Raw genomic sequence first — 25,721 nt, forward strand, 5'->3', positions numbered from 1 at the left:
TCTCCTTATATTTTGCTTATTCAATGCTCAATAAAATCATATAATTATAACCCAGCTCAACATCTTTAATCTTCTTAAAACCATAAGGCGCCATTATTTCCTCCAGCTCATTTGGTGACCAACGATTGCTCTTAGGTGGTCCAAAAGGTGTGTCAATTTTTTTGCATTCAATGATGGCTACACGTCCATCCTTCTTTAAAATACGATGTATTTCGTTGAATAATACATCTTTGCACTGATGCAAATCAAGTGTATGAAGAACGGTTGATATGAGACAAACATCAACGCAATGATCGTCAATGGGTAAAGGATCTTCAATGCTTGAAGCTTTCGTCTGAATATTTTTTATCCCTTGATGGTGTACTTCTTTTTCAAGGCTTTCCGTCGTTTCTTTCCATTTATCCAGTGCATAGACAATGCCTGAATCTCCTACCATCTTTGAAGCCTGAATACTATAATCACCTGCTCCACATCCTAAGTCAAGAAACGTATAACCTTCCCTAATTTTAAGTTCTCTAAAAACAACCTCTGGGTCATGCATAAAATAACTGCTAGGTCCTCTCCTGTGGCGTCTATGTGCGTTATTGTGCTGATGCAGGTGCTCGCTTTACATACCTTTCTATCTTTCATATTCATCATTCCTTTCGTCTATACTCTTCCTACAAATAGTACATAAATGATTCAACTTTGGTTTCAATGTTTTCATTTTTATTGCCATCAACAGTAAGATTCAAAATAGGTTTATCCTCACTGCTTTCAAACCCTTTATGCAAAATACCCAGTACAATACCTGTATTCTCATACATGGAAGCCACAGAAATGTTACCATCTATTCCCGCTAGTTGTCCTAATAGCTTAGCCTCTCTATACCTTCCATTTCCACCAGCATAATAGCCAACTGTTCTATCTGCTGATGTGGCAAGATTATCCAGCTCTTTTTCAAAAGGACTTTCATTGGCTAAACATTCAGATATGGTTTGGATACTCTCTTTGAAAGCCATTAACCTTTGTTGAAGCTCTGGTGTATTTTTGCAGGTATTTTGATCAAGGAAGTCCTTCCATAATAACCATATGGTTTCACTGAGGGGGCTGTAAATCACACGATGACCTTTGTCTTCAAGATGCGTTAAAACAAAGTTGTTCAGAAAATCATTATAGAGTACCCACACTTCCCCTGTTGCTAAAATACGTTTATTAAACCTCACATCACTTAATTCTTTGTATATATCGCGTGCTATAACTTGTAAATGAGCCAGATCTAAACGATGATTCTTAATTAAATCCACAACATAATCCAAGTAGGTGGATCGATTATCTTTGGTAGCTGTTCGAATAATATCACCAGCCAGCAATCCTAAACAAATGGCTTGTACGTCCTGTTCGTCATTGTACAAGGTATCTTCTATAAAAGGTGATATCACATCTACTTGTTCAAATCCTTCTTCATCAAGTTTCGTCCTCAGCAATCGACTATATTGTCCATCTGTCTCTGTTCCCTCATTCTGTGGAATAAAAAAGGCAAGTTTATCCTGACGTGCATCTGTTTCATACATCTCTTTGAAAACATTCTCTAACTGAAGCTTTTTAAAAACATCACCTAATAAGGCCGTTAAGGAAAAATACTCTTCCGTAATAGTAAACTTTCGTCCTATATCCAAAGAAGTCTGACTGGTTTTAGGTAACACGCGAGCATCCACACCCTTGTTGATGAATAAGGCTTTGAAAATCTCAGAATAAGGGTATAAATATGGTAGATAAAGTACTGTTTTATCCTTTAGTGCCTTAATCTCTCGTTTAACATTAGTCTCTTTGTGTATAATTTTATCTGCATAGACCTCTACAGGCTCTGCCTCTTTTACTTCTAAACCTTGAAGACTATTAATAAAAGCTTCCACTCTCGTAATAACGCCTACACCAGAAGAATGTTCGTCTACCTCAATATGAAGATAAGGCTTTCCACTCATTTCTTCTCTAAAATAGTGTGAAAGAACGGAATCAGGTCCACACCCATGGTGGGTAAGTAATACACCGTATAAGTTAGGATGCTGTTTAATCAATTGAGCCGGTTCCAGTATATGCTGACCAAAGGGCCAAAACATATTGGGGTGTTCTTTTGACACATCGCCTTCTGGCAGATCATAGAATGGTAGTACTTTATAACCCATATCCATTAATGTTGCAGGTATTCCCATGTTCAACACAGGATCAGCAACGCCATAAATCTTGGATACAATAACAAATGCTTTTTCATCTGGTTTGATAGACTCTAGGATTTTCTTACCATTTTCGCCCATTCTTTCTTCAAACCGCTCGTAGGCTTCCATGCCTTTCTTAAGGGCCTTTTGGGTTTGGTTAGCATCTTTTCCAAGTTGCTTACCCATATTCGCAAAACTCTCTGTCATAAAATCTTTTCCTAAGTTGAAAGCCATGGTAGGTGCCAATAATTCAATACCTTCCTTATCTAATGACATGCCTTGTTTCATGACTTTAAATGCTAACTGCATATAGGCACAGCCATAGTTAACACGACTCATGGAGCCAGGATGATCAACAGAAAACAAATCTGGAAAGAAGATATAATCTACCTTTCGTTTGACCAACTCTGCAACATGCCCTGTAATGAGTTTCACTGGATAACAAGTCTCATCCAGTGCATATTGCTGACCCAAACGAATGGTTTCTTCACTGGTAGCATCTGATAGGAGCACATTGTAGCCTAATTCTTTAAATATGGCATGGAACATGGAAAACATACCATATGTAAATAACGCTCTTGGTATTCCTACTGTTTTCTTATTGCTATTGATATCTTCTTTGTAATCTTCAAATACAATCTGTCTTACTTGCTCATTAAAGACGGATTGATGATCCACTTTTGCCTTTAATAATTCCCTTTTTAGGAGAAAATCTTCTTTTGCTTCAATGGTAAAGCCTTTGAAGGTCGTTGAATGACCATTCATGTTTTCTTTGGTTAAAATCGCAGCACCATAAGCACCCGTTACACTAAAAAACGGCGGAACAACAATATCCTTTCCTGTAAGGGCACGAAAAGCATTAATAACACCCTGATTATAGGCCACACCACCTTGAAAGAAGATTTTCTTTCCAATTTTCTTTTGTCCAACCACACGTCCTATATAATTCTTAGCAATGGCATAACATAACCCAGAAGCAATATTTTCTAATTGTGCACCTCTTGCTAATTGAGCTGCAATACTTGTTTCGATAAAAACGGTACATCTTTCCCCTAGATTGATAGGTTTATCCCCTTGTAGAGCAATATTGCCAAAGTCATCAATAGGTATGTTGAATTTTTTTGCCTGCTCTTCAATAAAAGAACCCGTGCCTGCGGCACATATTTTATTCATTTGAAAGTCCGTTACCACACCGTTTTCTAGGGAAATATATTTTGAATCCTGACCACCAATCTCAAAAATAGTATCCACATCTTTATCAATGGTAACTGCAGCTTTTGCTTGAGCTGTAATTTCATCCTTGATGACATCTGCTCCAATAAGCTGACCAATCATGTAACGACCAGAACCTGTCGTTCCTGCACCTATCACATTAATCCTATCACCATAGTTATCCTTCAAGTTCTTTAATCCAAGTCGTACAGCATCAATAGGGTTTCCCAAAGTTCTAAGGTATTGATAGGAAACAACCTGATGGTCTTCATTCATGAGAACAAGATTGGTACTGGTGGACCCAACATCGATCCCTAAATAACAATTCATTGTTTCATTGTTATGAATGGATTGGCAAATATGCTTGTCACAGCTGTCTTGCTGACCATAAGTTGCCAACCTAGGCAGTCCCACTTGGCTGTCATCTTCCTGAACATGATCCTCCATCTTAATAAGGTGCAAGAGGTTGTTTAACCGTATATCAATACCATCTTTTTTAGCAATGACAGCTGCTCCAAGTGCTCCAATGGTACTAAAATTGTCTGGAATGACTAAATCTTCATCCTGTAAATCTAGCACATCTTTTAGAGCTGTGATCATACCTTGGTTATGAGCTACCCCACCTGCAAAAAGTATGGGCTTTTTAACAGGAAGCTTTTTCATAATAGCCCCTTTATAATTTTTAACAACGGCATAAGCTAAACCCAATAGAATATCTTCAATGGGTACCCCTTCTTGTTGGTGGTGTGTCATATCTGTTTTGGCAAAAACACTGCATCTGCCTGCTATGCGAGGTATGGATTTGGCTTTACTTGCATAGATGGAATAATCCTCTAAGTTTAGATTAAGTCTTGACATCTGCTCCTCTAAAAAAGAGCCTGTGCCAGCAGAACAATTGGAGTTCATGGAGATTTCAATTTTGGATTTATCATCACCACCCATTCGAGTGATATATTTAGCACTTTGCCCACCAATTTCAATAATGGACTGAATGGCCTTATTTGTCTTTCTACTTCCTTCTACGATGGCTGCTGCTTCATTAACGAATACAATTTCATCGGTTTTTGTTAAAAACTTACTCCCATTACCAGTAACTGCTCCAAACTGTATATCCTCTGGATCATAATCCCTTAATAATGCTTTAACGATACTTTCCAAAACTTCTTTAACATGTCCCTTATGACGAATATACTGACTTAGTTCCATCTCATTGTTCTGGTTCATTACAACTACTTTTATGGATGAATACCCTATATCAATTCCTAAGCTGTACACTGACTTGCCTCCTTAATCTTCTTCATTATGTTTTTTCTCATCTTCTAACTTCTTGGCACATGTCTTACATATACCAAATACCTTTACCCGATGATTGGTAACGATAAATCCTTTTTTTAATAAAAGCTTTTCTTCAAAAGTTTCCAGCATATCTTCTTTAACATCTATGACATCTCCACATATTTCACAAATAAGATGATGATGCTCATGTTTCTCATCTGGATTGACCATATGATAGCGCATCATACCGTCATTTAAAAATATTTGGTGAATGATGCCAATTTTTTCAAACAATTGTATGGTACGATATACCGTTGCCATACCAATATGTGGATTTATTTCTTTTACTTTTTCAAAGATCTCTTCTGCGCTTAGATGTTTATCTGTGTTCTTAAGCATAGCATCTAAAACTGTCTGCCGCTGTACAGTCAGTTTATAACCATATGTCTGGAGTGTTTCACCGAGTTGATAGACATGGTGCAACATAGGCATACCTCCAAATTTTCATATCTTTACTTACCATGGCATGTAGATATTTTATAGAAAACGAAATTCATTTTCATTTACTTTTCAATTGTAGTATAGTATAATTGAAAAAACAGTATCCCTTGATACACTTTTTGGTTTTTTGAAAGGAAATGATATGAATAATCTTTTGTTATCGCTTCAACCATGTTGTCTGTTTAAAAATAAATCCCTAGATGAAATAGAAAAGCTGTTTTCTCATGTTCAATACAAAACGGCTTCTTACAAAGAAAATGAAATTATCTTCTCACCTGTTCAAAAGGCTGATCGAATAGGGATTATTTTATCTGGAAGTGTTGATATTCAAAAACTTTTTCCATCAGGGAAAGTGGTTATTATCGAACGAAAAAAAAGATTTGACCTGATTGCGGCCTCCTCTATTTTTTCTAAAATAGACGTTTATCCAGATGCTGTATCTGTTAGTAAACCATGCACCATTTTATTTATACTAAAATCAGACCTGCTAAATCTGTTTCATATGGATAAAGATTTTATGTTGAATTTCATCGAGTCTGTATCTAACGAAACCCTTATGCTTAAACATAAGATTGGTATTCTTTCATTAAGCTCCATTCAAGAAAAGATTGCCGGTTATCTCATCTACAGCAACAAGACTTATAATTCATATAGCATTACACTGCCTTTTTCCAAAAAAGCATGGGCTGAATACATGAATGTTTCCAGAACCTCTCTTTCAAGAGAATTACGACATCTAGAAACGGAAGGTATTCTATCTTTTGAGAAACGGAAAATACACATTCACGATTTGACAAAATTAGAAAAGATTGTATCTTTATAATTAAGCTAAAGAAAATATCTCCATTAAACAAAATAGACAAATACATAAAAAGCGCTGCAAGTTTACAACGCTTTTTATAATAGCACCAAAATTGTGCATCGATGAGCCTGAATATACTTTATTCATATATTTATAATGATGCTTGCGGTCTATCTGTTTTTAGATGAACTTATCGAAAAGATGTATTTAAAGCTCTTAATAATGTTCTTATATCGTACTGATGTGGTGTGACAGGGCAAATCCTTTTATTTAATCCCATTAATGTATAGACTGCAATTCTTGCTGCTCTTACAGAATATTCTTCTGTAAATACCATATCTTCAGGTATTTCTACGAATTGGCTAATCATAGCAAAATTTGTTGAACCAGCTGGGACAACCTGTGGACGATCTGTCATTGCACGTGGCTGGAATTGTGCATCAACATATGGCATCATGCAAGGAATAACATTAATAACATCTTTCATAATATCTTCTAAGTCATCCTCAAAATGTAAATGATGCAATAATTCTATTAGTATTTCTTCACCTGAGCAATCACGTATAGCTTTTTTAACGTAGTCACCTTCTACATTTGTTATTAATGCATTTCCCCAAAAAATAGTTTCATCTTCTGTTTGTGCCTTAAAGTGGGGTTGCGCGGCTACAACAATAGACATTAACCATTTGGAATCTTTAAATGTCATTAACGCCCCACTACCTGGAACATTACGACTGAATCTTTCAATTTTATTTAATAAATGATTGCCTTTCATCGTGACTGTAAAAGACTCCCAATTAGACTCTTCTGGTTTATTAAAGAAAGGTGCTGAATTACCTAATCCATCTTTCTTAGCAGCAATTTTGCGCCATAACTCACCTGATACAGGTTTGTCGGGTTTCATGGGTGCAGGTGTTTTGAAATCACCTAATGCAGCATTATCTGTCATACAGCCATTTGTAACCATACACAAATCTCCTTCTTTCAGTTGAATAAATTCAGAAGTTATATCATCTTTTGTATAATGAATACCTGTTACTGTCATTTCCTCTCCTTCTTTAAAATCTAAATCTGTTACGGTACATTTTAGGTCAAAATTAACACCTTGACCCTCTAAGTATTTTTTTAGAGGAAGGATAACCGATTCATATTGATTATAGGGGGTTCTCGTAACACCTTCTAATGTTTGGATACGAGAAAACTCAAAAATCATACGGTTCATGTAACGCCTAAACTCAAATAGACTGGACCATTTCTGAAAAGCGAATGTTGTTTGCCACATATACCAGAAATTCGTTTCAAAAAAATGAGGCGTATGTCCAAACCAGTCACGTATGCTTAAATGATCTAAATCTTCTTCTGGTGTCATCATCAGTTTTAACATGGCCTTACGATCATTCATATTGAACCCCATTGACATAACATCTAATACATAACCATTTTTATCAATAAGCCTTGCATTAGAATGTGTTGGATGGGCATCATCAAATGCTAATATTTCGTCTGTAACCGATTTCCCTTCTTGTTCAAGAGATGGAATAGAAGAAAACAATTCCCAAAAATTCTCATAGGTTTCTTCATTTAGCATACGACCACCACGACACAAAAAGCCGTCTTTAGGGTTACCACTTCCATCATTGCTGCCACCTAATATATCCATGTGTTCTAATATATGTATATTCTCTCCATTTAACTTACAGTCTCTTATAAGGTAGGCCGCTCCAGCCATTGAAGCAAGTCCTCCACCCACGAAATATACGTTTCTATTATCTATTTGGTTCATCATATCATCCTTTCAATATTGCATTTGGTCTTACTTATACAATAATAAAGTTATCCTAATTTTAGAATAGACAATTGTGTAGGAATGTCAAAATTTTTGACACGCTTACTCAATTGTCTAAATTGAATTCTTATCAATTTGCAGTATCTTTTTATTTTATGATCTAACAAGTTTTTTCTATTTTTTAATTCAGCTTAAATAGCTTTTAAAGGACAATAAATCATTTTCAACGATATGATTATTTGATATAATATAATTATTATAAATAGTTATGAGGAAAAAATATTATGATTGATTGGGTTGAACTTGAAAAAATATGTGACAATTGTACAAGATGTGATTTACATAAAACGAGAACCCATCTGGTCTTCGGAGAAGGAGATATACATACGCATTTAATGTTTATAGGTGAAGCTCCTGGAGAACAAGAGGATTTATCCGGCACCCCTTTTGTTGGCAAGTCGGGCCAACTTTTTAATAAAATTTTAGCTTCAGTAAATATTCCTAGGGAAGAAATCTACATAGCAAACATTGTTAAATGTAGACCCCCTAGAAATAGAAATCCTCTAGAAACAGAAAAAAACGCTTGTTTACCTTATCTTAGAAATCAGGTGAAATTAATTCACCCTAAAATAATAGTATGTCTTGGACGTGTTTCTGCTCAAAGCATTATAAATAAAAATTTTAGAATAACAAAAGAGCATGGTGTTTGGGTTGATAGAAAAGGTTATTATCTAATAGCAACTTATCATCCTTCTGCACTCTTACGCGATCCTACTAAAAAAAGAGAGGCTTGGGAAGACTTTAAAAAAATAAAAGCAAAATATACTGAGGTCATGCAAAAAAATAATTCACACCAATATTGATGATAAATAATTTTCAGGGTTATAGTACCTTTCATAATATAACATGACCATTTGTTCTTTCTGGAAGCGTTGATTGATAACAATAAACGAATTGTATGCTTCAAGCTTATGCATGATTTTGATGCTGCCTCTTTAGCATGGATGAAAAAGTACCTTCTTTTTCTTTTAATGACGCAGGTGAGCCTGTCTCTTCGATTGTCCCATCTTTAATAACAACAATTTTATCAGCACCTAAAACGGTTCGCATACGATGAGCAATAATCAAGACCGTCTTCTTTTTTATGAGCTCACTAAGAGCACTTTGTATTTTACTCTCATTTTCTGTGTCCAGCGATGCTGTCGCTTCGTCAAGCAGGATAATAGGAGCATCTTTCAAAATCGCTCTAGCTATGGAAATACGTTGTCTTTCGCCTCCTGATAAGCGTTCTCCATTTTCACCAATCAACGTATGGTATCCTTGTGGAAGTTTTTTAACAAACGCATGACACCTGGCAAGTTTTGCAGCTTTGATGACTTCTTCATCTGTAGCATCTTTTTTCCCAAGGCGTATATTATCCATGACACTTGAATTGAAAAGTGTCACATCTTGAAAAACAATGGAATAATGATTAAGAAGCGTTTCCGGATCAACAAGGGAAATATCTTCACCGCCTAAGGTAATAGCACCTTTATCAATATCCCAAAACCGTGCCGAAAGCTTGGCTACTGTACTCTTTCCTCCACCAGAAGGTCCTACAAGTGCCGTTACATCCCCTTGTTTTGCAACAAAACTTACATTATTTAGCGTTTGCACACCATCTTGATAGGAGAAGTCCACATCTTTAAATTCAATATCATAATTCGAAGGAGTAAACATCATTTTTCCGTCCTGTCTTGGCATGGCATCCATCTCTTTCATCCGTTTAATGCGGACATTAAGATAAATAAGCAATGCAAAATGATTCATAACATCCATGATTGGGTTATAAATACGTGCCGACACCACAAGAAAAACAAGATACGTGAAAATATTGATTGAACCCGTTGTTAAAAGATAGGCACCATATAATATAACACTTGGCAGCCCAAGCTTCAAAAAGACATAAGACAGGTTGATAAATGCACCAATCAATAACTCTGCTTTAATCATAATCGTTTCATAGTTGTCTAACTTTGTATTTAAAGTATTCGAAAATGCTTCTTCCCTGTTATAAGATTTTATTTCATGGGCCGAATCAAGTCCCTCTTGAATGTTATCTGCAATATCCCTTTTTATATGATACAGTTTTGAGTGGGTATTGTTTTGTAGCTTCCTTGATAAATAAAAGACTAAAGCCGCAACAGGAACTACCCAAAACACAGCAAGTGACAGCTTCCAATTGTAAAAAAACAACATAACACCCATAATCAGAACCGATAGGACAGATGCATAAATCTGTGGTACTGAATGGGAAAAAAGCATCTCAATTTGTGTGGCATCTTCCATAATGGTTGAGCTTAAATCCGCAATATCCTTTTTACCAAAAAAGGCTAAAGGCAGTTTTCTGAGTGTTTCGGCTAGGCTAATCCTTTTCTTGGCACTTTCTTCGTAGATTTTAGTATAAGTCGAGTTGTATTGAAAATAAGCAATAACAAACATGACAATGAAAAAAGCGATGGACATGATCACATAGTAGAGTATGCTGTCTTTTGGATTGTTGGTGTTGTTCAAAAGCTCATACATGTATTCATCCAAAAAACGAAAGCTGAGGACCACAGGCACCATAAAGCTAATATTCATCAACACAGACCAAATAATTGAATGTAACAGGTCTTTTGAACCTTTTTCAGACATAGCATATTTGTTTTGAAAATATTTAAGCATATTGGCCTCCTTCTATAACCGTATCTTGAGCAACTAATTTCCATGCAACAGATTTCTGGTATTCATCCCACATGGTTTTGTATAGGCCTTTTTTGTTCAACAGTTCCTCATGGCTTCCCGATTCTGCGATTTTCCCATTATTAATGACCAAGATTCGATCAACATTTTGCACACTTGTAAGACGATGGGCAATCATAAGCGTCGTTTTATTACGACTAAGTTCTTTAAGCGCTTTTTGTATTAAATGCTCATTTTCAGGATCGGCGAATGCAGTAGCTTCATCGAGTAGTACAATAGGAGCATCCTTCACAATGGCCCTAGCAAGTGCAATCCTTTGCTGTTCCCCTCCTGAAAGATATGTTCCTTTCGTGCCAATTATCGTATCCAATCCATTATGCAAGTTTTCAATAATATCCCTTGACTGAGAATAATCAATGGCCCTATTTATTTCTTTATCACCAACATTTTCTTTTCCAAAAACGATATTCTCTTTCAAAGAATCTTTAAATAGCTTGGTACTCTGAAAAACAAAGGAAATGTTGTTCATCAGTTCTTTTTTGGATAGTTCCTTAACGTTGACACCTCCCACGAGCACCTGGCCTTCATCCACATCCCAAAAACGAGCTGCTAGGCGTGCAATGGTGGTTTTTCCTCCTCCAGAAGCACCGACAAGTGCAATGGACTCTCCTTCGTTTAACTTAAAGCTGATGTTATCAATGGCGCGTTTTTCACTTCCATCGTATGAAAATACAACATCCTTAAACTCCACACTATGATGTTTTATTTTTTTGCTATCCTTTGTATAATGCATACTGGGATAAGTCAAAAGGTTATCGAGTCTATCAATTGCTTGCTCTGCAATTAAAGTGTTCTGTCTAAAATGCATGGTCTTCATTAAGATCATGGTGAAAATTGGTGATATAAGTATGTAAAAAATAAAGTCCGCAAGTACAACAGGTAAATTTTCTCCTCTTCCCACTAAAAAAATGGCCATAGGAATGATAAAGAAAGCAGCTGTTTGCATAATGGCACTATAAAAGGACATGGGTTTTTGCCAAAGGACCGTATACGCATGCACCATTTCTTTATACTTGATGATACTGTTATAGAATCGTTTAAAAGAAAATATCGTTTGGCCAAATGTTTTTACAATGGGAATACCCCGAATATATTCTACTGATTCTGAACTCATTTCTTCCAAAGAATCATAGTATCTTTTTTGAAAAGCTTTTCCTTGTGAACTGACCATAAACCTCATGGTGATAAATCCTAAAATAATAGGAACAAGGGATGCAAGCCCCATTCTCCAGTTCACAATAAAAATTAGAGCAATAAGAATGATGGGGGTAACTAGGCTACCTGCCATATCTGGCAGTTGGTGGGCTAAAAATGTATGGGTTGTTCCTGCTCCATCATTGACAATCTTTCGTATTTTCCCACTTGAATGCTGATCAAAAAACCCAAGAGGCATGGATAATATCTTTTCCATACCTACTTTTTGCATACCTACTTCCACGCGAAAAGCTGCAAGATGGGAACTCAAAAGGGCACAAAAATAGACCACTATTCCTCCAAAGGCACTTGCAAAGGCAAGCCATGCATAGAAATTAACATTGGAAATATTGATGGACTGAGGGTTTGATAATATATTTCGGACGATGTACCATACAAGTACAAAAGGCAAAATGTTAAGTATAGCAGAAATTGCTGACAATACTAATGCCAAAGGTAGAAGTATTCTCCTCTTGTCCATATAAGGTGTAAACCTTTTTAAAATAAATGTTTCTTTTTGTTTTGGCATTACTTTATATCCTCCTCTAGATAAGATGTAATTAATACTGTAGTTGACTTTTGGTTGTGCTTTAATGAAAATATCTTTTCTACAATATCTCTACTGATTATAGTAACATAAAAAAAATCAAATGTAAATGATTTTGAATCCCATTATCAATAAAATATTATCCTATTATACCTTATTAAATTAATACCAGTAATATAGAAACATTACTAGATAACTACCGCATGACGTACTAAGTTTTTCATAACTTGTAAAAGCCTCCTAAGCTATGTTTTAGGAGGCTTTTATAAATATGAGATTGTTATTGGATTATAGAATATGGCGCTTTTGAATGTTCAGTATCGATTGGTTTATTCGTTAAATCTTTGATATGAGGAACATGGATACGATACTCCCCTGGCTCTTGACGTGTTGTATGAATAATATATGTAGACCAATCTGTACTACCATCCTCATTCATGACAAGATTCATGGCCGTAATGTCCACTTTATAATCATCAGGAACGTTGGTCATACCGTCTAATTTGATTACTTCAATATAACTATCTAAAATTTTATACGGTTTGATGTCTTCACTAAACTGTATTTGCATTTTATTATTGGACAAAGGTTTTGCCAAAATCAATCGTGGTTGTTCTGTATCTGCTGGTTTAGCTACAAATGTATAGGTATCTTCACCGTAAGTGAGTGTATATACCTCATTTGTTTTTAGTGGTTCTGTGCTTAATTCACAATACGCTGGATTTTGGTAAACGCTTGTAAGAGCGAAAGTATTCTTTTGGCTGTCTGTTAGTTTAAAATAAGATGTTTCTAAAAAAGCTTTAGGTCGATAACTCTTAAGGGTTATTTTTTGTAAGGTAGCATCGATAGATTCGACGGATTCGATATCGATCTTCTTATTCACAACAGGTACACCTAATTGCTCGCCTAGTGAGCTGACTGTTCCTTTAGGAATTATCTGCAACACTTTATACGTTAATCGCGCTAATTCATAGACATTAAAAACATCATTTTCATAATAAAACAAACCGACTTGCTCTGCTTTCAACTTAACGGTATCTTGGGTATAGTCTACTTTATCATGGTAATTAAGTACCTGCAATAACATTGCTACATATTCTGTACTTGTTATTTCTTTATAAGGTTGAAATGTATCATCTGTGGACCAAGCAATATGAAGCTCAGGATGGGCTTTTATATACCCCATCAATCGTTGTATGTACATATTGTGGCCATTTGCATCATCAAAAGTATCTTTTCCTACAAAATCATAGTTCGCCATGTCTTCTTCAAGATTGAGTAATCGCAGTAACATCACAACGGAACGATAACGGGTAATTGTTTTCGAACCATCTATTTGACTACCCTCACCTTTTAGGATACCACGATCAGCTAAATTATAAATAGGTGCTTCTCGCATTTGCTCATGACTAATGGCGTAACTTGGTGCACATGATAACAAAACATTTGCAGCTAACACAAATGCTAATATGCTTCTTTTCTTCTTTTTCACTATTTTTCCTCCTATTGTGTAAACTTACTATTTTTGTAATGCTTACTTCCCTCATGTTGTATCCTTGTAAACGCTAACTTATCCTGTTGACGAAAGATAATGTTTCGTTATAACTTTCCTATAATGTGCACCTTATAGACAGTTACCTGGGATACGATGCAATAAAAATTAAGTGTCTTGTATGTGACATCTACGTCATTTATATTGCATACATTTATTATAAATAAAGTAAATATAAAACACTAGAGGAAAAATATGGGATTCCTTAAGACATACGCTTTCTATAATTTGTGGGAAACAAACCAAAGTATTGTTTGAATGCTTTGCTAAAATGAAACGGGCTGCTATAGGCAAGCTTAATGGCTATTTCCCCAATGGATAGTGACGTATTTGTTAACAATTCCGCTGACATGTTAAGTCTCAGCTCATCATAAAATTTTTTAGGTGATTTTCCTGTAACCTCTTTAAATACTTGTCTGAATTGCCTTTCAGAAAGACCAGCCATATGGGCCAATTTCTTCACTGTAATGGTATCCCCCAAGTGGTTATGGATATATTGAATAATCTGTTCAATGGTTTCTTGATACGCATGGGGTGTATCCCGTTGCTCGTCAACTTTAGCCATCCACTGATAAAACAATGCACCCAGTGTAGCCGATGCTAAGACTTTGGCACTTATGTTATCCTTTCTAAGACATTCTAAACACTGTTTAAATTGTACAGATTCCGCATGAAATGGATTAATGGATAAAATCGTATTAAGAGGCAGATGCAACATGCCACCTATCTGAAAGGTAAACCACCAGAAATCCCATTGTTCCTTGTAACAGTAATAACGGCGTACCTTGTTATGTTCAACCAATAATAAGGTATGTGCGCCCAGCGTCATCACCTTATTGTTTTCCATGACCACCACACCGGTTCCCTGGAGTGTTCGAAGTGCTACCAGCTCCTTTGTATTATTTCTCCATTGTTTGTGAATATCATAGGTGGCATCTGCTTGTACATGGTACACTGATTGTAAGGCAATACTTGCTGTTGGTATGATTTTATTTGTTTTAGAGTATTGGAAGTCCATGATTCATTATACCAATTAATTGCCGAAAAGTATATATTCCCTTCCGCAAATACCATGTTTATTATGAACCATATATTGTACACTATTCTTAAAGCCAAGGAGAATATAAGTTATTTCGTCCAAAAGGTAATTTATATCAACCAGCTTTTATTGGACTGATAATTTTTATATGGTATATCAAGAATAGGGAGGAAATATGATGTGTGATGGTATTAAGGGTATGGTTCCAAAGGATAAAATGTGTGCAGGTGCAAGAAAACTCCGAAATGTATATGAAGGAACGCCAGATGCTCCTTTTTTTCAACAAGAATTTGGCTTTTATTGTCTAGACCGTTGGAAAAAGGAAGGGCTTCCAACTGACAAAACCCTTGATGAGATATTTGGATACGATGAATCCGGTTGTCATACGCTGAATGGTCTAGGATGGTGTACGCCAGAATTTATGCCTATGTTTGAAGAAAAAGTACTGGAAGATCGAGGGGAACATGAAGTTGCACAGGACTTTGCTGGACGACATGTTTTGTATTTCAAAGGACGCCGTGAAGGTTTTATGCCTGAATACATTGATCATCCTGTAAAAGATATGTACTCATGGGAAAAAAATTGTAAATGGCGCTTGAACCCAAAATCAAAAGAAAGGTATATAGACTTTGATAAGCAGATCATAGAAGCAAAAGAGGCTGCTAAAACAGGCAAAATCATCTCCCAACGGGTAGTAGGCGGTTTCATGTACTTAAGAAGTTTAATTGGTCCTACAGACCTCTTATATAAATTCTACGATGCACCAGATCTAATTCATGAATGCATGGAGGCTTGGCTGACACTAGCCGATACGGTCATTAGTAAATACCAGGAGCATATTACCCTTGATGAACTCTATATTGGAGAAGATATTTGCTATAACCACGGACCGCTTATATCACCGGATATGATTCAAGCATTTCTATTCCCCTATTATCAACAACTGCTTACAAACACCAAGAAAAGACAAATAGATAAGAAACGTCATCTATTTTTTAATGTCGATACTGATGGCAATGCGCTACCTGTCATTCCACTTTATCAAACATTAGGTATGGATGTGATGAATCCTTTTGAGGTGGCATCAGGCTGTGACGTGGTTAAAATCGGTAAACAATATCCAGAACTCATCATGTCTGGTGGTATTGATAAACGGGTATTGGCAGCTGGAAAAGAAGCCATTGATCGCCATCTTGATTATATCCTGCCTACCATGAAAAAAAGAGGTGGCTATATTCCCACATGTGACCATGGTGTTCCAGAAGAAGTAAGCCTAGAAAACTATTTATATTTTCGCAAGCGTTGTCTAGAATATGCTTACTAAAGTTAGTCGTCATGACTAACCTAAATATAACGATTAATTGTTTACAAAACTCGTTATCATGATTATAAAGATATCTCAACAGATTTAACATGAAAGAGATTATGCTATAGAAAAAGTAAGCCATGTAATAAACGAATTGACGTGGCTTACTTTTATTATGCATTATTCTTAAACATCATCATATATCCATAAATAAAACTATAACGAACTCAACCGCTCATGAATGGACTTAGCTGCCTGTTTTCCTGCTCCCATGGCAAGGATAACCGTAGCAGCACCTGTTACCGCATCACCACCAGCATATACATTTTCCATGGTGGTTTCCATGGTTTCTTCGTTGACAACAATGCATCCCCATTTGTTAACATCTAAGTCTTCTGTGGTATTACGTAGTAAGGGATTAGGGGTTTGTCCAATGGCAATGATAACCGTATCCACATCCATAACTTCTTCACTCCCTTGGATTGGCTCAGGTCTTCTTCTGCCACTCTCATCGGGCTCACCAAGTTCCATTTTAATACATTCCATGGCTATCACATGACCGTCTTCCCCAAGAATCTTTAATGGATTCTTGAGTAAATCAAAAATGATCTGTTCTTCCTCAGCATGGTGGACTTCTTCTTGTCGTGCTGGAAGTTCATCCTTGCTTCTTCTATAAACAATCTTGACTTCCTTCGCTCCAAGACGTTTTGCTGTTCTGGCTGCATCCATGGCTACATTACCGCCACCAATAACAGCCACCTTCTCACCAATACGTACAGGTGTAGGGCTATGGGTATCATATGCTTTCATCAAGTTAACCCTTGTTAAGAATTCATTGGCAGAATAGACACCATTTAGATTTTCTCCATCTATTTTCATGAACCTAGGTAAGCCTGCTCCACTACCAACAAAAACAGCTTGAAAGCCCTCTTCAAATAATTCTTCAATGGTTATGGAGCGACCCACTACCACATTTTTTTCAACTTTAACACCCAAATCCGTTATGCTCTTTAATTCTTGACGCACAAGGTCTTTAGGTAATCGAAATTCTGGTATACCATACATCAACACGCCGCCAAGCTCGTGAAGAGCTTCATACATGGTTACCTCATAACCACGTTTAGCTAAATCTCCTGCACAGGTAAGACTAGCTGGTCCACCACCAACCACGGCAACCCGTTTGCCATTGGATTCTGGCGGTGTAAGTTCTTGATCCACATGTTTCATATAATAATCGGCTACATAACGTTCCAGTCGGCCAATACCCACAGGTTCACCTTTCACACCTCTTACACAGACCTCTTCACATTGAGACTCTTGCGGACATACTCGACCACATACTGCTGGCAATCTGTTTTCTTCTGCAATAATCTCATAAGCTTCTTCTATATGACCTTCTTTTACAGCCTTTATAAACTCTGGGATGGGTACACCTACTGGACATCCGTTCACACAAGGTTTATGTTTACATTGCAAACATCTCTCTGCTTCTTCCATGGCTTCTTCTAAGGTGTAACCACATGTTACTTCTTCAAAATTCGTTATACGCACATTCGGATCCTGTTCCTGCATTTTTACTTTTTCTTTACTCATGTTAGGCATTATTCGTCCCCCTAATCTATCCTATGATTATATTAAGTGCAAGCGATGTTTGCTTATTTCTCCAAAGCATCTACTTTCTCATCCAAACGACAGGCATGTAATTCTTGCTCCTTGAAATAGCCTTGTCTTCGCATACACTCATCAAAATCCACTAAAAAACCATCAAAATCTGGTCCATCAACACATGCAAATTTTGTCTCACCACCAACGGTTACACGACAACCGCCACACATACCCGTTCCATCTATCATAATTGGGTTTAGGGATACACCTGTGGGGATATTAAGGGGTTTTGTTACCGCTACCACTGCCTTCATCATAATCAAAGGTCCTATTGCAATCACTTCATCGTAGCAATTGCCTTCTTCTATTAACGTGTTCAGCACATCTGTTACAAAACCTTTAGTCCCTCTTGTCCCATCATTGGTAGCAAAATAGATGTTATCACATATAGCTTTGAATTCATCTTCTAAAATAATGTATTCATCGCTACGTCCACCAATAATCACATCAACACTGACACCCATTTCATGTAATTTTTTTAACTGAGGATAAAGAGGGGCTGCTCCTACACCGCCACCAATACCCAAGACTCGCTTATGTTTTTTAAGCACTGTAGGTTGTCCAAGAGGTCCTACAAAATCATGGATATAGTCCCCTTCATTTAATTGACTTAAACATTCTGTTGAATAACCCACAATTTGATAAATAATGGTCACTGTACCAGCTTCACGGTCATAATCTACGATTGTTAAAGGTATGCGTTCGCCCTCGTCGTTTACTCGAAGTATAATAAACTGTCCTGGTTCACACTTTCTAGCTGTAAAAGGTGCGTGAACTTCCATGAGTTCTACTTGGCTGTTAATCGACTTTTTCTTTACAATCTCGTACAATTTCTTTCCCTCGCTTCTTCAAATAGTATTGTGTTGTCATTGAGTATCAGGTAAATAGTAGAGACTATCTTATGATTACCTTGTACCTTCATTGAATCATTTATAAACGTTCATAACAATGTCTGTTTAAATTATAACATAATTTATGCATATCATACATAACATTTATCTTTACTTCTTTGCTCATCTGATAATTTATGCTTATGACAGCTATTTACTTTGTCTATCAAAATAAAAGACTGTCTCAATCATACACCTTTTATCCTATGCTGTCTATAGCTTTTTCATTTTATGAGCTGGCGTAAAATTAACAAAATCAGCACTCAGAAAACACAAATTATCTATAACCCTATTGGCAAAATCAGCATAAAAAAATGTATAACAGGACAGCCTATTTTAAACGTTTCTATAATAATCGATGGTTTCAAAATCAAGGGACTGTTGCTTTTCTATAAAGGACATCACTTTCATATATTCTCTTAATGTATCCATGCAGGTGAAACAAGGTATACCAATATGTTGAGCATAAGTACGCAGCTTAAACCCATCTCGACTCGTATCTTTACCTTTTGTTGGAATATTAAAGATCATGTTAATGTCATTTTTCTTCATTTTTTCTTGAACATGTTCAATATCTGAGCTTATAAGGGTACTTGCCATGCCTTTAGCTGCTAGAAACTCATGGGTACCTTTACTTGCTAGAATATGAAAGCCAAATGCCATAAGGTGTTCAATATAAGGCAATGCTTCTTCTTTACTTTCATCATGAATGGATACCAGCACATTACCTTTATCAAAAAACTGATAGCCAGCTCCGACAAAAGCTTTGTAAAGAGCCTTCTCATAATCACTGTCAATACCTAAGACTTCTCCTGTGGATTTCATCTCCGGTGTTAATGCAACATCCACATCGTTCAGTTTAACAAATGAAAATACAGGTGCTTTCACAGCAATCAAGCCAGTGGTACTTGCTAACCCCCTGCCATAGGGTAAATCATTTAACTTATAACCCAATATGACTTCCATAGCAATCTTAACCATGGGAGTTTTGGTGACTTTGCTTAATATGGGTACTGTTCTTGATGCACGGGGATTCACTTCAATAATGTATACTTGTTCTTCTCTCACAACGAATTGAATGTTCATGAGCCCGATGACATCTAAGGCTTTGGCAATCCTTTTTGTATAGGTTATCATTGTATCTATCACTTGATCCGATAGGTTCTGAGGAGGATATACACAGAAGCTATCACCTGAATGGACCCCTGTCCGCTCAATATGTTCCATAATACCCGGAATAAGCACATCTTCACCATCGGATATGGCATCCACCTCAACTTCAACACCTTCAATGTACTCATCAATAAGTACTTGATTATCAGAAGAAATAGCCGCTGCTTCTTCTAAGTATTGAATCAAGTCTTCATCATGGCGAACCACCATCATGGCTCTTCCTCCGATGACATAAGACGGTCGAATCAGTACAGGATAAGAAATGGCGTTAGCTGTTTTTAATGCCTCATCCATTGAAGATACACTACCGCCTTTTGGTCGTGGAATCTCTAATTGGTGTAGTAGTCGGTCAAATCGCTCACGGTCTTCTGCTACATCAATGGAATCCACGGATGTACCAAGTATTTGCACACCGTTTTTCTCCAATTTAGGTGCAAGGTTTATGGCTGTTTGACCCCCAAATTGGACAATAACGCCCTTAGGTGTTTCTTTTCTGATGACATTTAACACATCCTCTATAAAAAGTGGTTCAAAGTAAAGCTTATCGGCAATATCAAAATCCGTACTCACCGTTTCAGGGTTATTGTTAATAATAATGGATTCATAACCCAGTTCACGGGTTGCCCACACAGCATGAACAGAACAATAATCAAATTCAATACCTTGACCAATACGAATTGGTCCAGAACCAATGACCAAGATTTTTTCCTGTTTGCTAATGACATTTTCATCTTCTTGTTCATAAGTGGAATAATAATACGGCGTATGGGATTCAAATTCTGCAGCACAAGTATCCACCATCTTATACACAGGATAGATGCCATGGGCACGGCGAATGGTATCCACCATACCGTGTGACTGACTGGATAATTCTTGTATTTCCACATCTGTAAAGCCCAATGCTTCTGCTTTCTCCAATAAGTTTCTGGTTAAGAGATTCGATTGCAATTCGCCTTCTAATTGAACGATGTTGTTGATTTTGTTTAAGAACCATTTGTCAACACCTGTAATACCCTGAATGGTATCAGGCGTCATGCCTTTTCTCAGAGCCTCAGCTAACACAAATATTCTCTGATCATCCACCACTTGTAAAGCTTTGAATAACTCTTCTCTTGTTAACTTTTCTAATGCCTCTTTACGTAAGCCTGTTTCTTTACCTTCTAGAGAAATGACAGCTTTTAATAATGAACTCTCAAATGTTCGGTCAATGGCCATGACTTCCCCAGTTGCTTTCATGGCTGTACCTAACTTCCTATTGGCATAATCAAACTTGTCAAAAGGCCACTTTGGAATCTTCGTCACCACATAATCCAAGGCTGGTTCAAAAGATGCTTTCGTTTTTTTAGTAACAGCGTTATCAATCTCATGAAGGTGTAAACCAATGGCAATCTTCGCAGCTATTTTGGCTATAGGGTATCCTGCTGCTTTGGATGCTAGGGCTGAAGAACGACTCACACGAGGGTTAACTTCAATAACAATGTACTCTTTGCTCTCAGGATTGAGGGCATATTGCACATTACATCCCCCTTCTATTTCTAGCGCTTTTATAATCTTAATGGCTGAACTTCTTAACATATGGTATTCATTATCCGTCAAGGTCTGAGAAGGTGCAACCACAATACTATCTCCTGTGTGAATGCCCACTGGGTCCATATTCTCCATGTTACAGATAATGATACAGGTATCGTTACTATCACGCATGACTTCATATTCAATCTCTTTCCAGCCAGCAACGGATTGCTCTATGAGCACTTGATGAATACGGCTATGCATAAGCCCTGTATGCAAGATATCTTTTAATGTATCTTCATCATAAGCAATACCGCCACCAAGGCCACCTAGTGTATAAGCAGGGCGAACAATAACCGGAAAACCGATAATTTTTGAAAAAGCGATGCCATCTTCCATGTTGCACACAATTTTACTCTGAGGAATTGGCTCATGTATCTCAATCATAAGATTACGGAAACTTTCACGATCCTCTGCTTTTTTGATGGTTTCCAAAGATGTTCCAAGTAACGCCACATTGTACTTCTCTAGGATACCAGCTTCCTTAAGCTCGACTGCCATATTCAGTCCTGTTTGACCACCCAAAGTGGGTAATATACCGTCTGGTCGTTCTTTATCTATGATATAATCCAGGGCTTCTACTGTAAGTGGTTGTATGTATACTCTATCAGCAATATTATCATCCGTCATAATGGTAGCAGGATTACTGTTCACAAGAACCACTTGCACGCCTTCTTCTTTTAATGCTTTACAAGCTTGCGTTCCTGCGTAGTCAAATTCTGCTGCCTGCCCAATGATAATGGGTCCAGAACCGATGACCAATACCTTTTTTATTGTCATGTCTTTTGGCACATGTCTCACCCTTTCTTTTATATACGCTATTAGTATGACAACATCTCGTCATGTTATGATGTGAATGCTTATATGCGTTTCAATAAAGTTAGTTCGATTATTCTGCTTACTTTTTCTAGGTATATTTACCTTCCCAATAGGAAAAGTCATAAAGCTTACTTTTTGCTATCTTGCTGTTAACGTTATGAAATCCGGTTTAGCCAATCATGAAAAATAGCATGGCAGTCTTCTGGCCCTGGGCCTTCTTCTGGGTGAAATTGTACGGTATAGATTTGCTGAGGCAGACAATTAAATCCCTCTACCGTATGATCGTTCACGTTCTCAAAAGTCTTGACCATATGATTGGTGAAGCTGGATTCATCCACAGCATAGCCATGATTCTGAGAAGATATGAATACTTTATTGGTTTGTAATTCAATAACTGGATGATTGCTGCCCCGATGACCAAATTTCAACTTGTATGTATCACCACCAAGTGCCAAAGCTAAAATCTGATGACCCAGACATATCCCCCAGATTGGCAATTTTCCAATAAGGGCTTTTGCCGTCTCAATGGGCTTTACTGCATCCTTGGGATCACCTGGTCCGTTAGAAAATAATAAAGCATCTAAATTAAACTGCATGATGGTATCCACAGGGGTATCCTGAGGAAAAACATGTATATCGCAACCAAGGTTTCTTAACTGTTTTATGATGCCTCGCTTAACACCTAGGTCTATAACACCTATCTTCTTCCCTTGTCCCCCTATATGTTCAACGTTTTTGATAGATACTTGTTCCACCACATTGGTAGGTAAGGGGTATTCTGCCACCTGTTGAAGCAGTTCTTCATGATTGATGTCCGTTGTTACCATGCATTTCATGGTGCCTCGGGTACGAATTTTTTTCGTTAGCATTCTGGTATCAATACCGTAAATACCTGGAATATTGTGTTTAACCAAATAGTTGTGTATATTTTCTTTGCACTGCCAATGATGAGGTATGGGATCATAACTCTTTACCACAAGGGCAGACACTTGAATCTCACTGGATTCCATATCTTCATCATTAATACCATAATTACCGATTAGAGGGTAGGTCAACATGACCACCTGCCCTTTATATGAGGGATCTGTTAGAATCTCCGTATAACCCGTCATCCCAGTATTAAATACCAATTCACCTATGACGGTGGTTGTCGCTCCAAAACTTTTCCCTGTTAATACCGTGCCATCTTCAAGTACTAATAAAGCATCCACCTCATCCCTCCTTTCACAATTTCATCCATATACTTTCGCATATTTATTCACTATATCCTTTTGGTTATCTTATGGATAACCATTATTTATCCTATCTCGCTCATGACCTCTTCTAAAATTGTGACCATGAAATCGATCTCTTTCTCTTCTACAATTAGTGGTGGTACAAACCTTATAATCTTCTCACCAGAGCCTACTAAGAGTAATCCCTTAGCCATGCACCCTAGAATAATTTCTTTAACAGGTTTATTCATTTCCATGCCTAACATTAAACCGTGCCCACGTACTTCTATAATATCGTTAAACTTCTCTTGTAAATTTGTCAGTTGCGCCTTCAGGTAAGTGCCCTTTTTTCTTACTTGTTCTAATAGAGTCTCCTGTCCTACTACTTCTAAGACAACCTTTGCTCCAGCACATACAAGGGCATTACCACCATAAGTGGAAGCATGATCACCTGGAGAAAATCCTTCTGCAACTTTCTTAGAAGCCATAATAGCTCCAATAGGTACACCTCCACCAAGTCCTTTTGCAAGGGCTACGATATCTGGTTCAATACCATATCGTTGATAGGCAAACATATATCCCGTACGTCCAACGCCGCATTGCACTTCATCCAACATCAATAGGACATTATTTTTCTTACATAACTTTGAAACTTCTTGTAAATAATCTTTTTCAGCAGGTCGAATGCCGCCTTCCCCCTGTATAGGCTCTATTAAAACAGCACATGTCTTATCATTCATTGCTTCTTGTAGGGACTCTATATCGTTGTATTCGCAATGCTTAATTCCTGGCAACAATGGGGATAAACCCTTTTGATACTTAAGCTGTCCTGTTGCGGTTACGGCACCATAGGTACGTCCGTGAAAGGAATTATTCATGGCAATGATCTCCACTTTATCAGGACCAAGGTATTTTCCAGCATATTTTCTAGCCAGTTTCATAGCACCTTCAACGGCTTCTGCACCACTGTTGCAAAAGAAAATCTTATCAAGGCCGCTTAACTTTACCAATAACTCAGCAGCTTCTACAGCAGGCTCATTCCAATACAGATTGGAGCAATGGGTTAATTTATCCACTTGGTCTTTCAGAGCCTTTTGCAAACCTGCATGATTATAGCCTAGACCATTTACAGCGATTCCCGCTACAAAATCCAAATACTTGTTACCTTCTTGGTCATAGACATAAACACCATCACCTTTTTCCAAAACAATAGGAAACTGAGCATAAGTATTCATGAATACTTCCTTACCTCTATCCATAACTGATAGCATATCATCACTTCTCCTCTCTATCTCAACTTAGAAACATGGTTCCAATACCTTTTTTAGTAAAAACCTCTAGAAGTACACTGTGCTCTAAACGTCCATCTAAAATATGTACACGCTTAACACCCTGCTTAATCCCCCAAGCGCAGCACTCTGCCTTAGGAATCATCCCACCACTGATGATATCTTCATCGATCAACTTGGGTACATCTTGTACGGGAATACGTGATATAAGGGATGCGCTGTCTTTCACATCTCTTAAAATACCTTCAACATCTGTTAAGAAAATAAGTTTCTCTGCTGATAAGGCTCCAGCAATGGCACTGGCTGCATAATCTGCATTAATGTTATAGGTATCACCTTGATCGTCCGTACCTACTGGCGCAATCACAGGAATAAAATCATGGTTGAGCAAGGTCTCAATAAGACCCGTATTCACCTTATCAATATCCCCTACATAACCCACATCATAACCATCAATCTCTTTCTTGGATACCTTCAACGTCTTTGCATCCTTACCACTGATGCCAACAGCATCCAAATCATGATTCTGTATCAACTGAACAATATCCTTATTCACCTTACCGGACAATACCATCTCTGCAACCTCAGCCGTCTCTAAATCCGTTACACGAAGCCCATTCACAAACAAGCTCTCCTTACCAATCTTGCTGAGCATAGCACTAATCTCCTTACCACCACCATGAACAATCACAGGCTTAAGCCCAACCAACTTCATCAACACAATATCCTGTATCACAGAAGCCTTAATCCTCTCATCCACCATGGCACTCCCACCATACTTAATCACAACAATCTTACCACTAAATTCCTTAATATATGGCAACGCCTCCACAAGCACCTTAGCCTTCTCAATATATTCCTGCATCCAACACGCCTCCTATCTCTCAAGTCTATGGTCATCACTTAACA

General features: G+C 37.3%; 17 protein-coding genes. 3 read left to right on the forward strand and 14 right to left on the reverse strand.

The features are described from left to right. Nucleotides 1–16: 16 nt before the first annotated feature. The 3 genes from HZI73_RS17160 to HZI73_RS17170 form a co-directional block, all read right to left on the reverse strand. Nucleotides 17–541, reverse strand: a complete 525-nt coding sequence (locus HZI73_RS17160) for a class I SAM-dependent methyltransferase (protein WP_212694599.1) — start codon at nt 539–541, stop codon at nt 17–19. Nucleotides 542–659: 118 nt separating this feature from the next. Further along, the gene (locus HZI73_RS17165) at nt 660–4,682 is read right to left on the reverse strand and encodes an acyl-CoA dehydratase activase (protein ID WP_212694600.1); all 4,023 of its coding nucleotides are present in this window, start codon (nt 4,680–4,682) and stop codon (nt 660–662) included. Between the two features lie 12 nt (nt 4,683–4,694). After that, a complete protein-coding gene (locus tag HZI73_RS17170) occupies nt 4,695–5,168 on the reverse strand; it encodes a Fur family transcriptional regulator (protein WP_212694601.1) in 474 nt (157 codons plus the stop codon). A 157-nt stretch (nt 5,169–5,325) separates the two neighbouring features. Between HZI73_RS17170 and HZI73_RS17175 the strand changes: the two genes are divergently transcribed. After that, nucleotides 5,326–6,006 (forward strand): Crp/Fnr family transcriptional regulator, encoded by a 681-nt coding sequence (locus tag HZI73_RS17175; protein ID WP_212694602.1) that lies wholly within the window; start codon nt 5,326–5,328, stop codon nt 6,004–6,006. A 169-nt stretch (nt 6,007–6,175) separates the two neighbouring features. On the opposite strand, the gene HZI73_RS17180 is transcribed toward HZI73_RS17175, so the two are convergent. After that, nucleotides 6,176–7,771, reverse strand: coding sequence for an oleate hydratase (locus HZI73_RS17180; protein WP_212694603.1), 1,596 nt, complete (start codon nt 7,769–7,771; stop codon nt 6,176–6,178). 284 nt (nt 7,772–8,055) lie between these two features. Here HZI73_RS17180 and HZI73_RS17185 point away from each other — a divergent pair, with 284 nt between their 5' ends. Next, nucleotides 8,056–8,634, forward strand: coding sequence for a uracil-DNA glycosylase (locus HZI73_RS17185; protein WP_212694604.1), 579 nt, complete (start codon nt 8,056–8,058; stop codon nt 8,632–8,634). Nucleotides 8,635–8,740: 106 nt separating this feature from the next. On the opposite strand, the gene HZI73_RS17190 is transcribed toward HZI73_RS17185, so the two are convergent. The 4 genes from HZI73_RS17190 to HZI73_RS17205 all read right to left on the reverse strand — a co-directional run bounded on the left by HZI73_RS17190 (nt 8,741) and on the right by HZI73_RS17205 (nt 14,866). Further along, nucleotides 8,741–10,477, reverse strand: coding sequence for an ABC transporter ATP-binding protein (locus HZI73_RS17190; protein ID WP_212694605.1), 1,737 nt, complete (start codon nt 10,475–10,477; stop codon nt 8,741–8,743). Beyond that, entirely contained in the window at nt 10,470–12,278 is a 1,809-nt protein-coding gene (locus HZI73_RS17195) for an ABC transporter ATP-binding protein (RefSeq protein ID WP_212694606.1), read from the reverse strand. Before HZI73_RS17195 ends, HZI73_RS17190 begins: the two co-directional genes overlap by 8 nt. A 298-nt stretch (nt 12,279–12,576) precedes the next feature. Then, the gene (locus tag HZI73_RS17200; protein WP_212694607.1) at nt 12,577–13,788 is read right to left on the reverse strand and encodes a hypothetical protein; all 1,212 of its coding nucleotides are present in this window, start codon (nt 13,786–13,788) and stop codon (nt 12,577–12,579) included. 265 nt (nt 13,789–14,053) lie between these two features. Further along, nucleotides 14,054–14,866: a helix-turn-helix domain-containing protein gene (locus tag HZI73_RS17205; protein ID WP_212694608.1), complete on the reverse strand. Its 813-nt coding sequence runs from the start codon at nt 14,864–14,866 to the stop codon at nt 14,054–14,056. Nucleotides 14,867–15,062: 196 nt separating this feature from the next. On the opposite strand from HZI73_RS17205, the gene HZI73_RS17210 reads away from it, so the two are divergent. After that, entirely contained in the window at nt 15,063–16,211 is a 1,149-nt protein-coding gene (locus tag HZI73_RS17210; RefSeq protein ID WP_212694609.1) for a uroporphyrinogen decarboxylase family protein, read from the forward strand. A 198-nt stretch (nt 16,212–16,409) separates the two neighbouring features. Here the strand turns inward: HZI73_RS17210 and gltA are convergent, their stop codons facing one another. From gltA to argB, 6 genes are all read right to left on the reverse strand, one after another. Beyond that, complete coding sequence (gltA, locus tag HZI73_RS17215; RefSeq protein ID WP_212694610.1) at nt 16,410–17,795, reverse strand: NADPH-dependent glutamate synthase; 1,386 nt, start codon at nt 17,793–17,795, stop codon at nt 16,410–16,412. A gap of 53 nt (nt 17,796–17,848) precedes the next feature. Next, nucleotides 17,849–18,688, reverse strand: coding sequence for a sulfide/dihydroorotate dehydrogenase-like FAD/NAD-binding protein (locus HZI73_RS17220; protein ID WP_212694611.1), 840 nt, complete (start codon nt 18,686–18,688; stop codon nt 17,849–17,851). A 396-nt stretch (nt 18,689–19,084) separates the two neighbouring features. Further along, nucleotides 19,085–22,282, reverse strand: a complete 3,198-nt coding sequence (carB, locus tag HZI73_RS17225) for a carbamoyl-phosphate synthase (glutamine-hydrolyzing) large subunit (protein WP_212694612.1) — start codon at nt 22,280–22,282, stop codon at nt 19,085–19,087. 182 nt (nt 22,283–22,464) lie between these two features. Then, nucleotides 22,465–23,520 (reverse strand): glutamine-hydrolyzing carbamoyl-phosphate synthase small subunit, encoded by a 1,056-nt coding sequence (gene carA, locus HZI73_RS17230; protein WP_212694613.1) that lies wholly within the window; start codon nt 23,518–23,520, stop codon nt 22,465–22,467. Nucleotides 23,521–23,606: 86 nt separating this feature from the next. Continuing rightward, on the reverse strand, nt 23,607–24,794 hold the full coding sequence (locus tag HZI73_RS17235; protein ID WP_212694614.1) for an aspartate aminotransferase family protein: 1,188 nt from the start codon (nt 24,792–24,794) through the stop codon (nt 23,607–23,609). 22 nt (nt 24,795–24,816) lie between these two features. Continuing rightward, entirely contained in the window at nt 24,817–25,677 is an 861-nt protein-coding gene (gene argB, locus HZI73_RS17240; RefSeq protein ID WP_212694615.1) for an acetylglutamate kinase, read from the reverse strand. Nucleotides 25,678–25,721 lie beyond the last annotated feature (44 nt).

Origin of the sequence: Vallitalea pronyensis, assembly GCF_018141445.1 — a bacterium.
GTDB lineage: Bacteria > Bacillota > Clostridia > Lachnospirales > Vallitaleaceae > Vallitalea > Vallitalea pronyensis.

Bases quoted from the DNA above. Each gene is read 5' to 3' on its own strand.
- HZI73_RS17160 (WP_212694599.1), bottom strand. From the start codon at position 541: ATGCATGACCCAGAGGTTGTTTTTAGAGAACTTAAAATTAGGGAAGGT.
- HZI73_RS17170 (WP_212694601.1), bottom strand. From the start codon at position 5,168: ATGTTGCACCATGTCTATCAACTCGGTGAAACACTCCAGACATATGGT.
- HZI73_RS17175 (WP_212694602.1), top strand. From the start codon at position 5,326: ATGAATAATCTTTTGTTATCGCTTCAACCATGTTGTCTGTTTAAAAAT.
- HZI73_RS17180 (WP_212694603.1), bottom strand. From the start codon at position 7,771: ATGATGAACCAAATAGATAATAGAAACGTATATTTCGTGGGTGGAGGA.
- HZI73_RS17185 (WP_212694604.1), top strand. From the start codon at position 8,056: ATGATTGATTGGGTTGAACTTGAAAAAATATGTGACAATTGTACAAGA.
- HZI73_RS17190 (WP_212694605.1), bottom strand. From the start codon at position 10,477: ATGCTTAAATATTTTCAAAACAAATATGCTATGTCTGAAAAAGGTTCA.
- HZI73_RS17195 (WP_212694606.1), bottom strand. From the start codon at position 12,278: ATGCCAAAACAAAAAGAAACATTTATTTTAAAAAGGTTTACACCTTAT.
- HZI73_RS17205 (WP_212694608.1), bottom strand. From the start codon at position 14,866: ATGGACTTCCAATACTCTAAAACAAATAAAATCATACCAACAGCAAGT.
- HZI73_RS17210 (WP_212694609.1), top strand. From the start codon at position 15,063: ATGATGTGTGATGGTATTAAGGGTATGGTTCCAAAGGATAAAATGTGT.
- gltA (WP_212694610.1), bottom strand. From the start codon at position 17,795: ATGCCTAACATGAGTAAAGAAAAAGTAAAAATGCAGGAACAGGATCCG.
- HZI73_RS17235 (WP_212694614.1), bottom strand. From the start codon at position 24,794: ATGCTATCAGTTATGGATAGAGGTAAGGAAGTATTCATGAATACTTAT.
- argB (WP_212694615.1), bottom strand. From the start codon at position 25,677: ATGCAGGAATATATTGAGAAGGCTAAGGTGCTTGTGGAGGCGTTGCCA.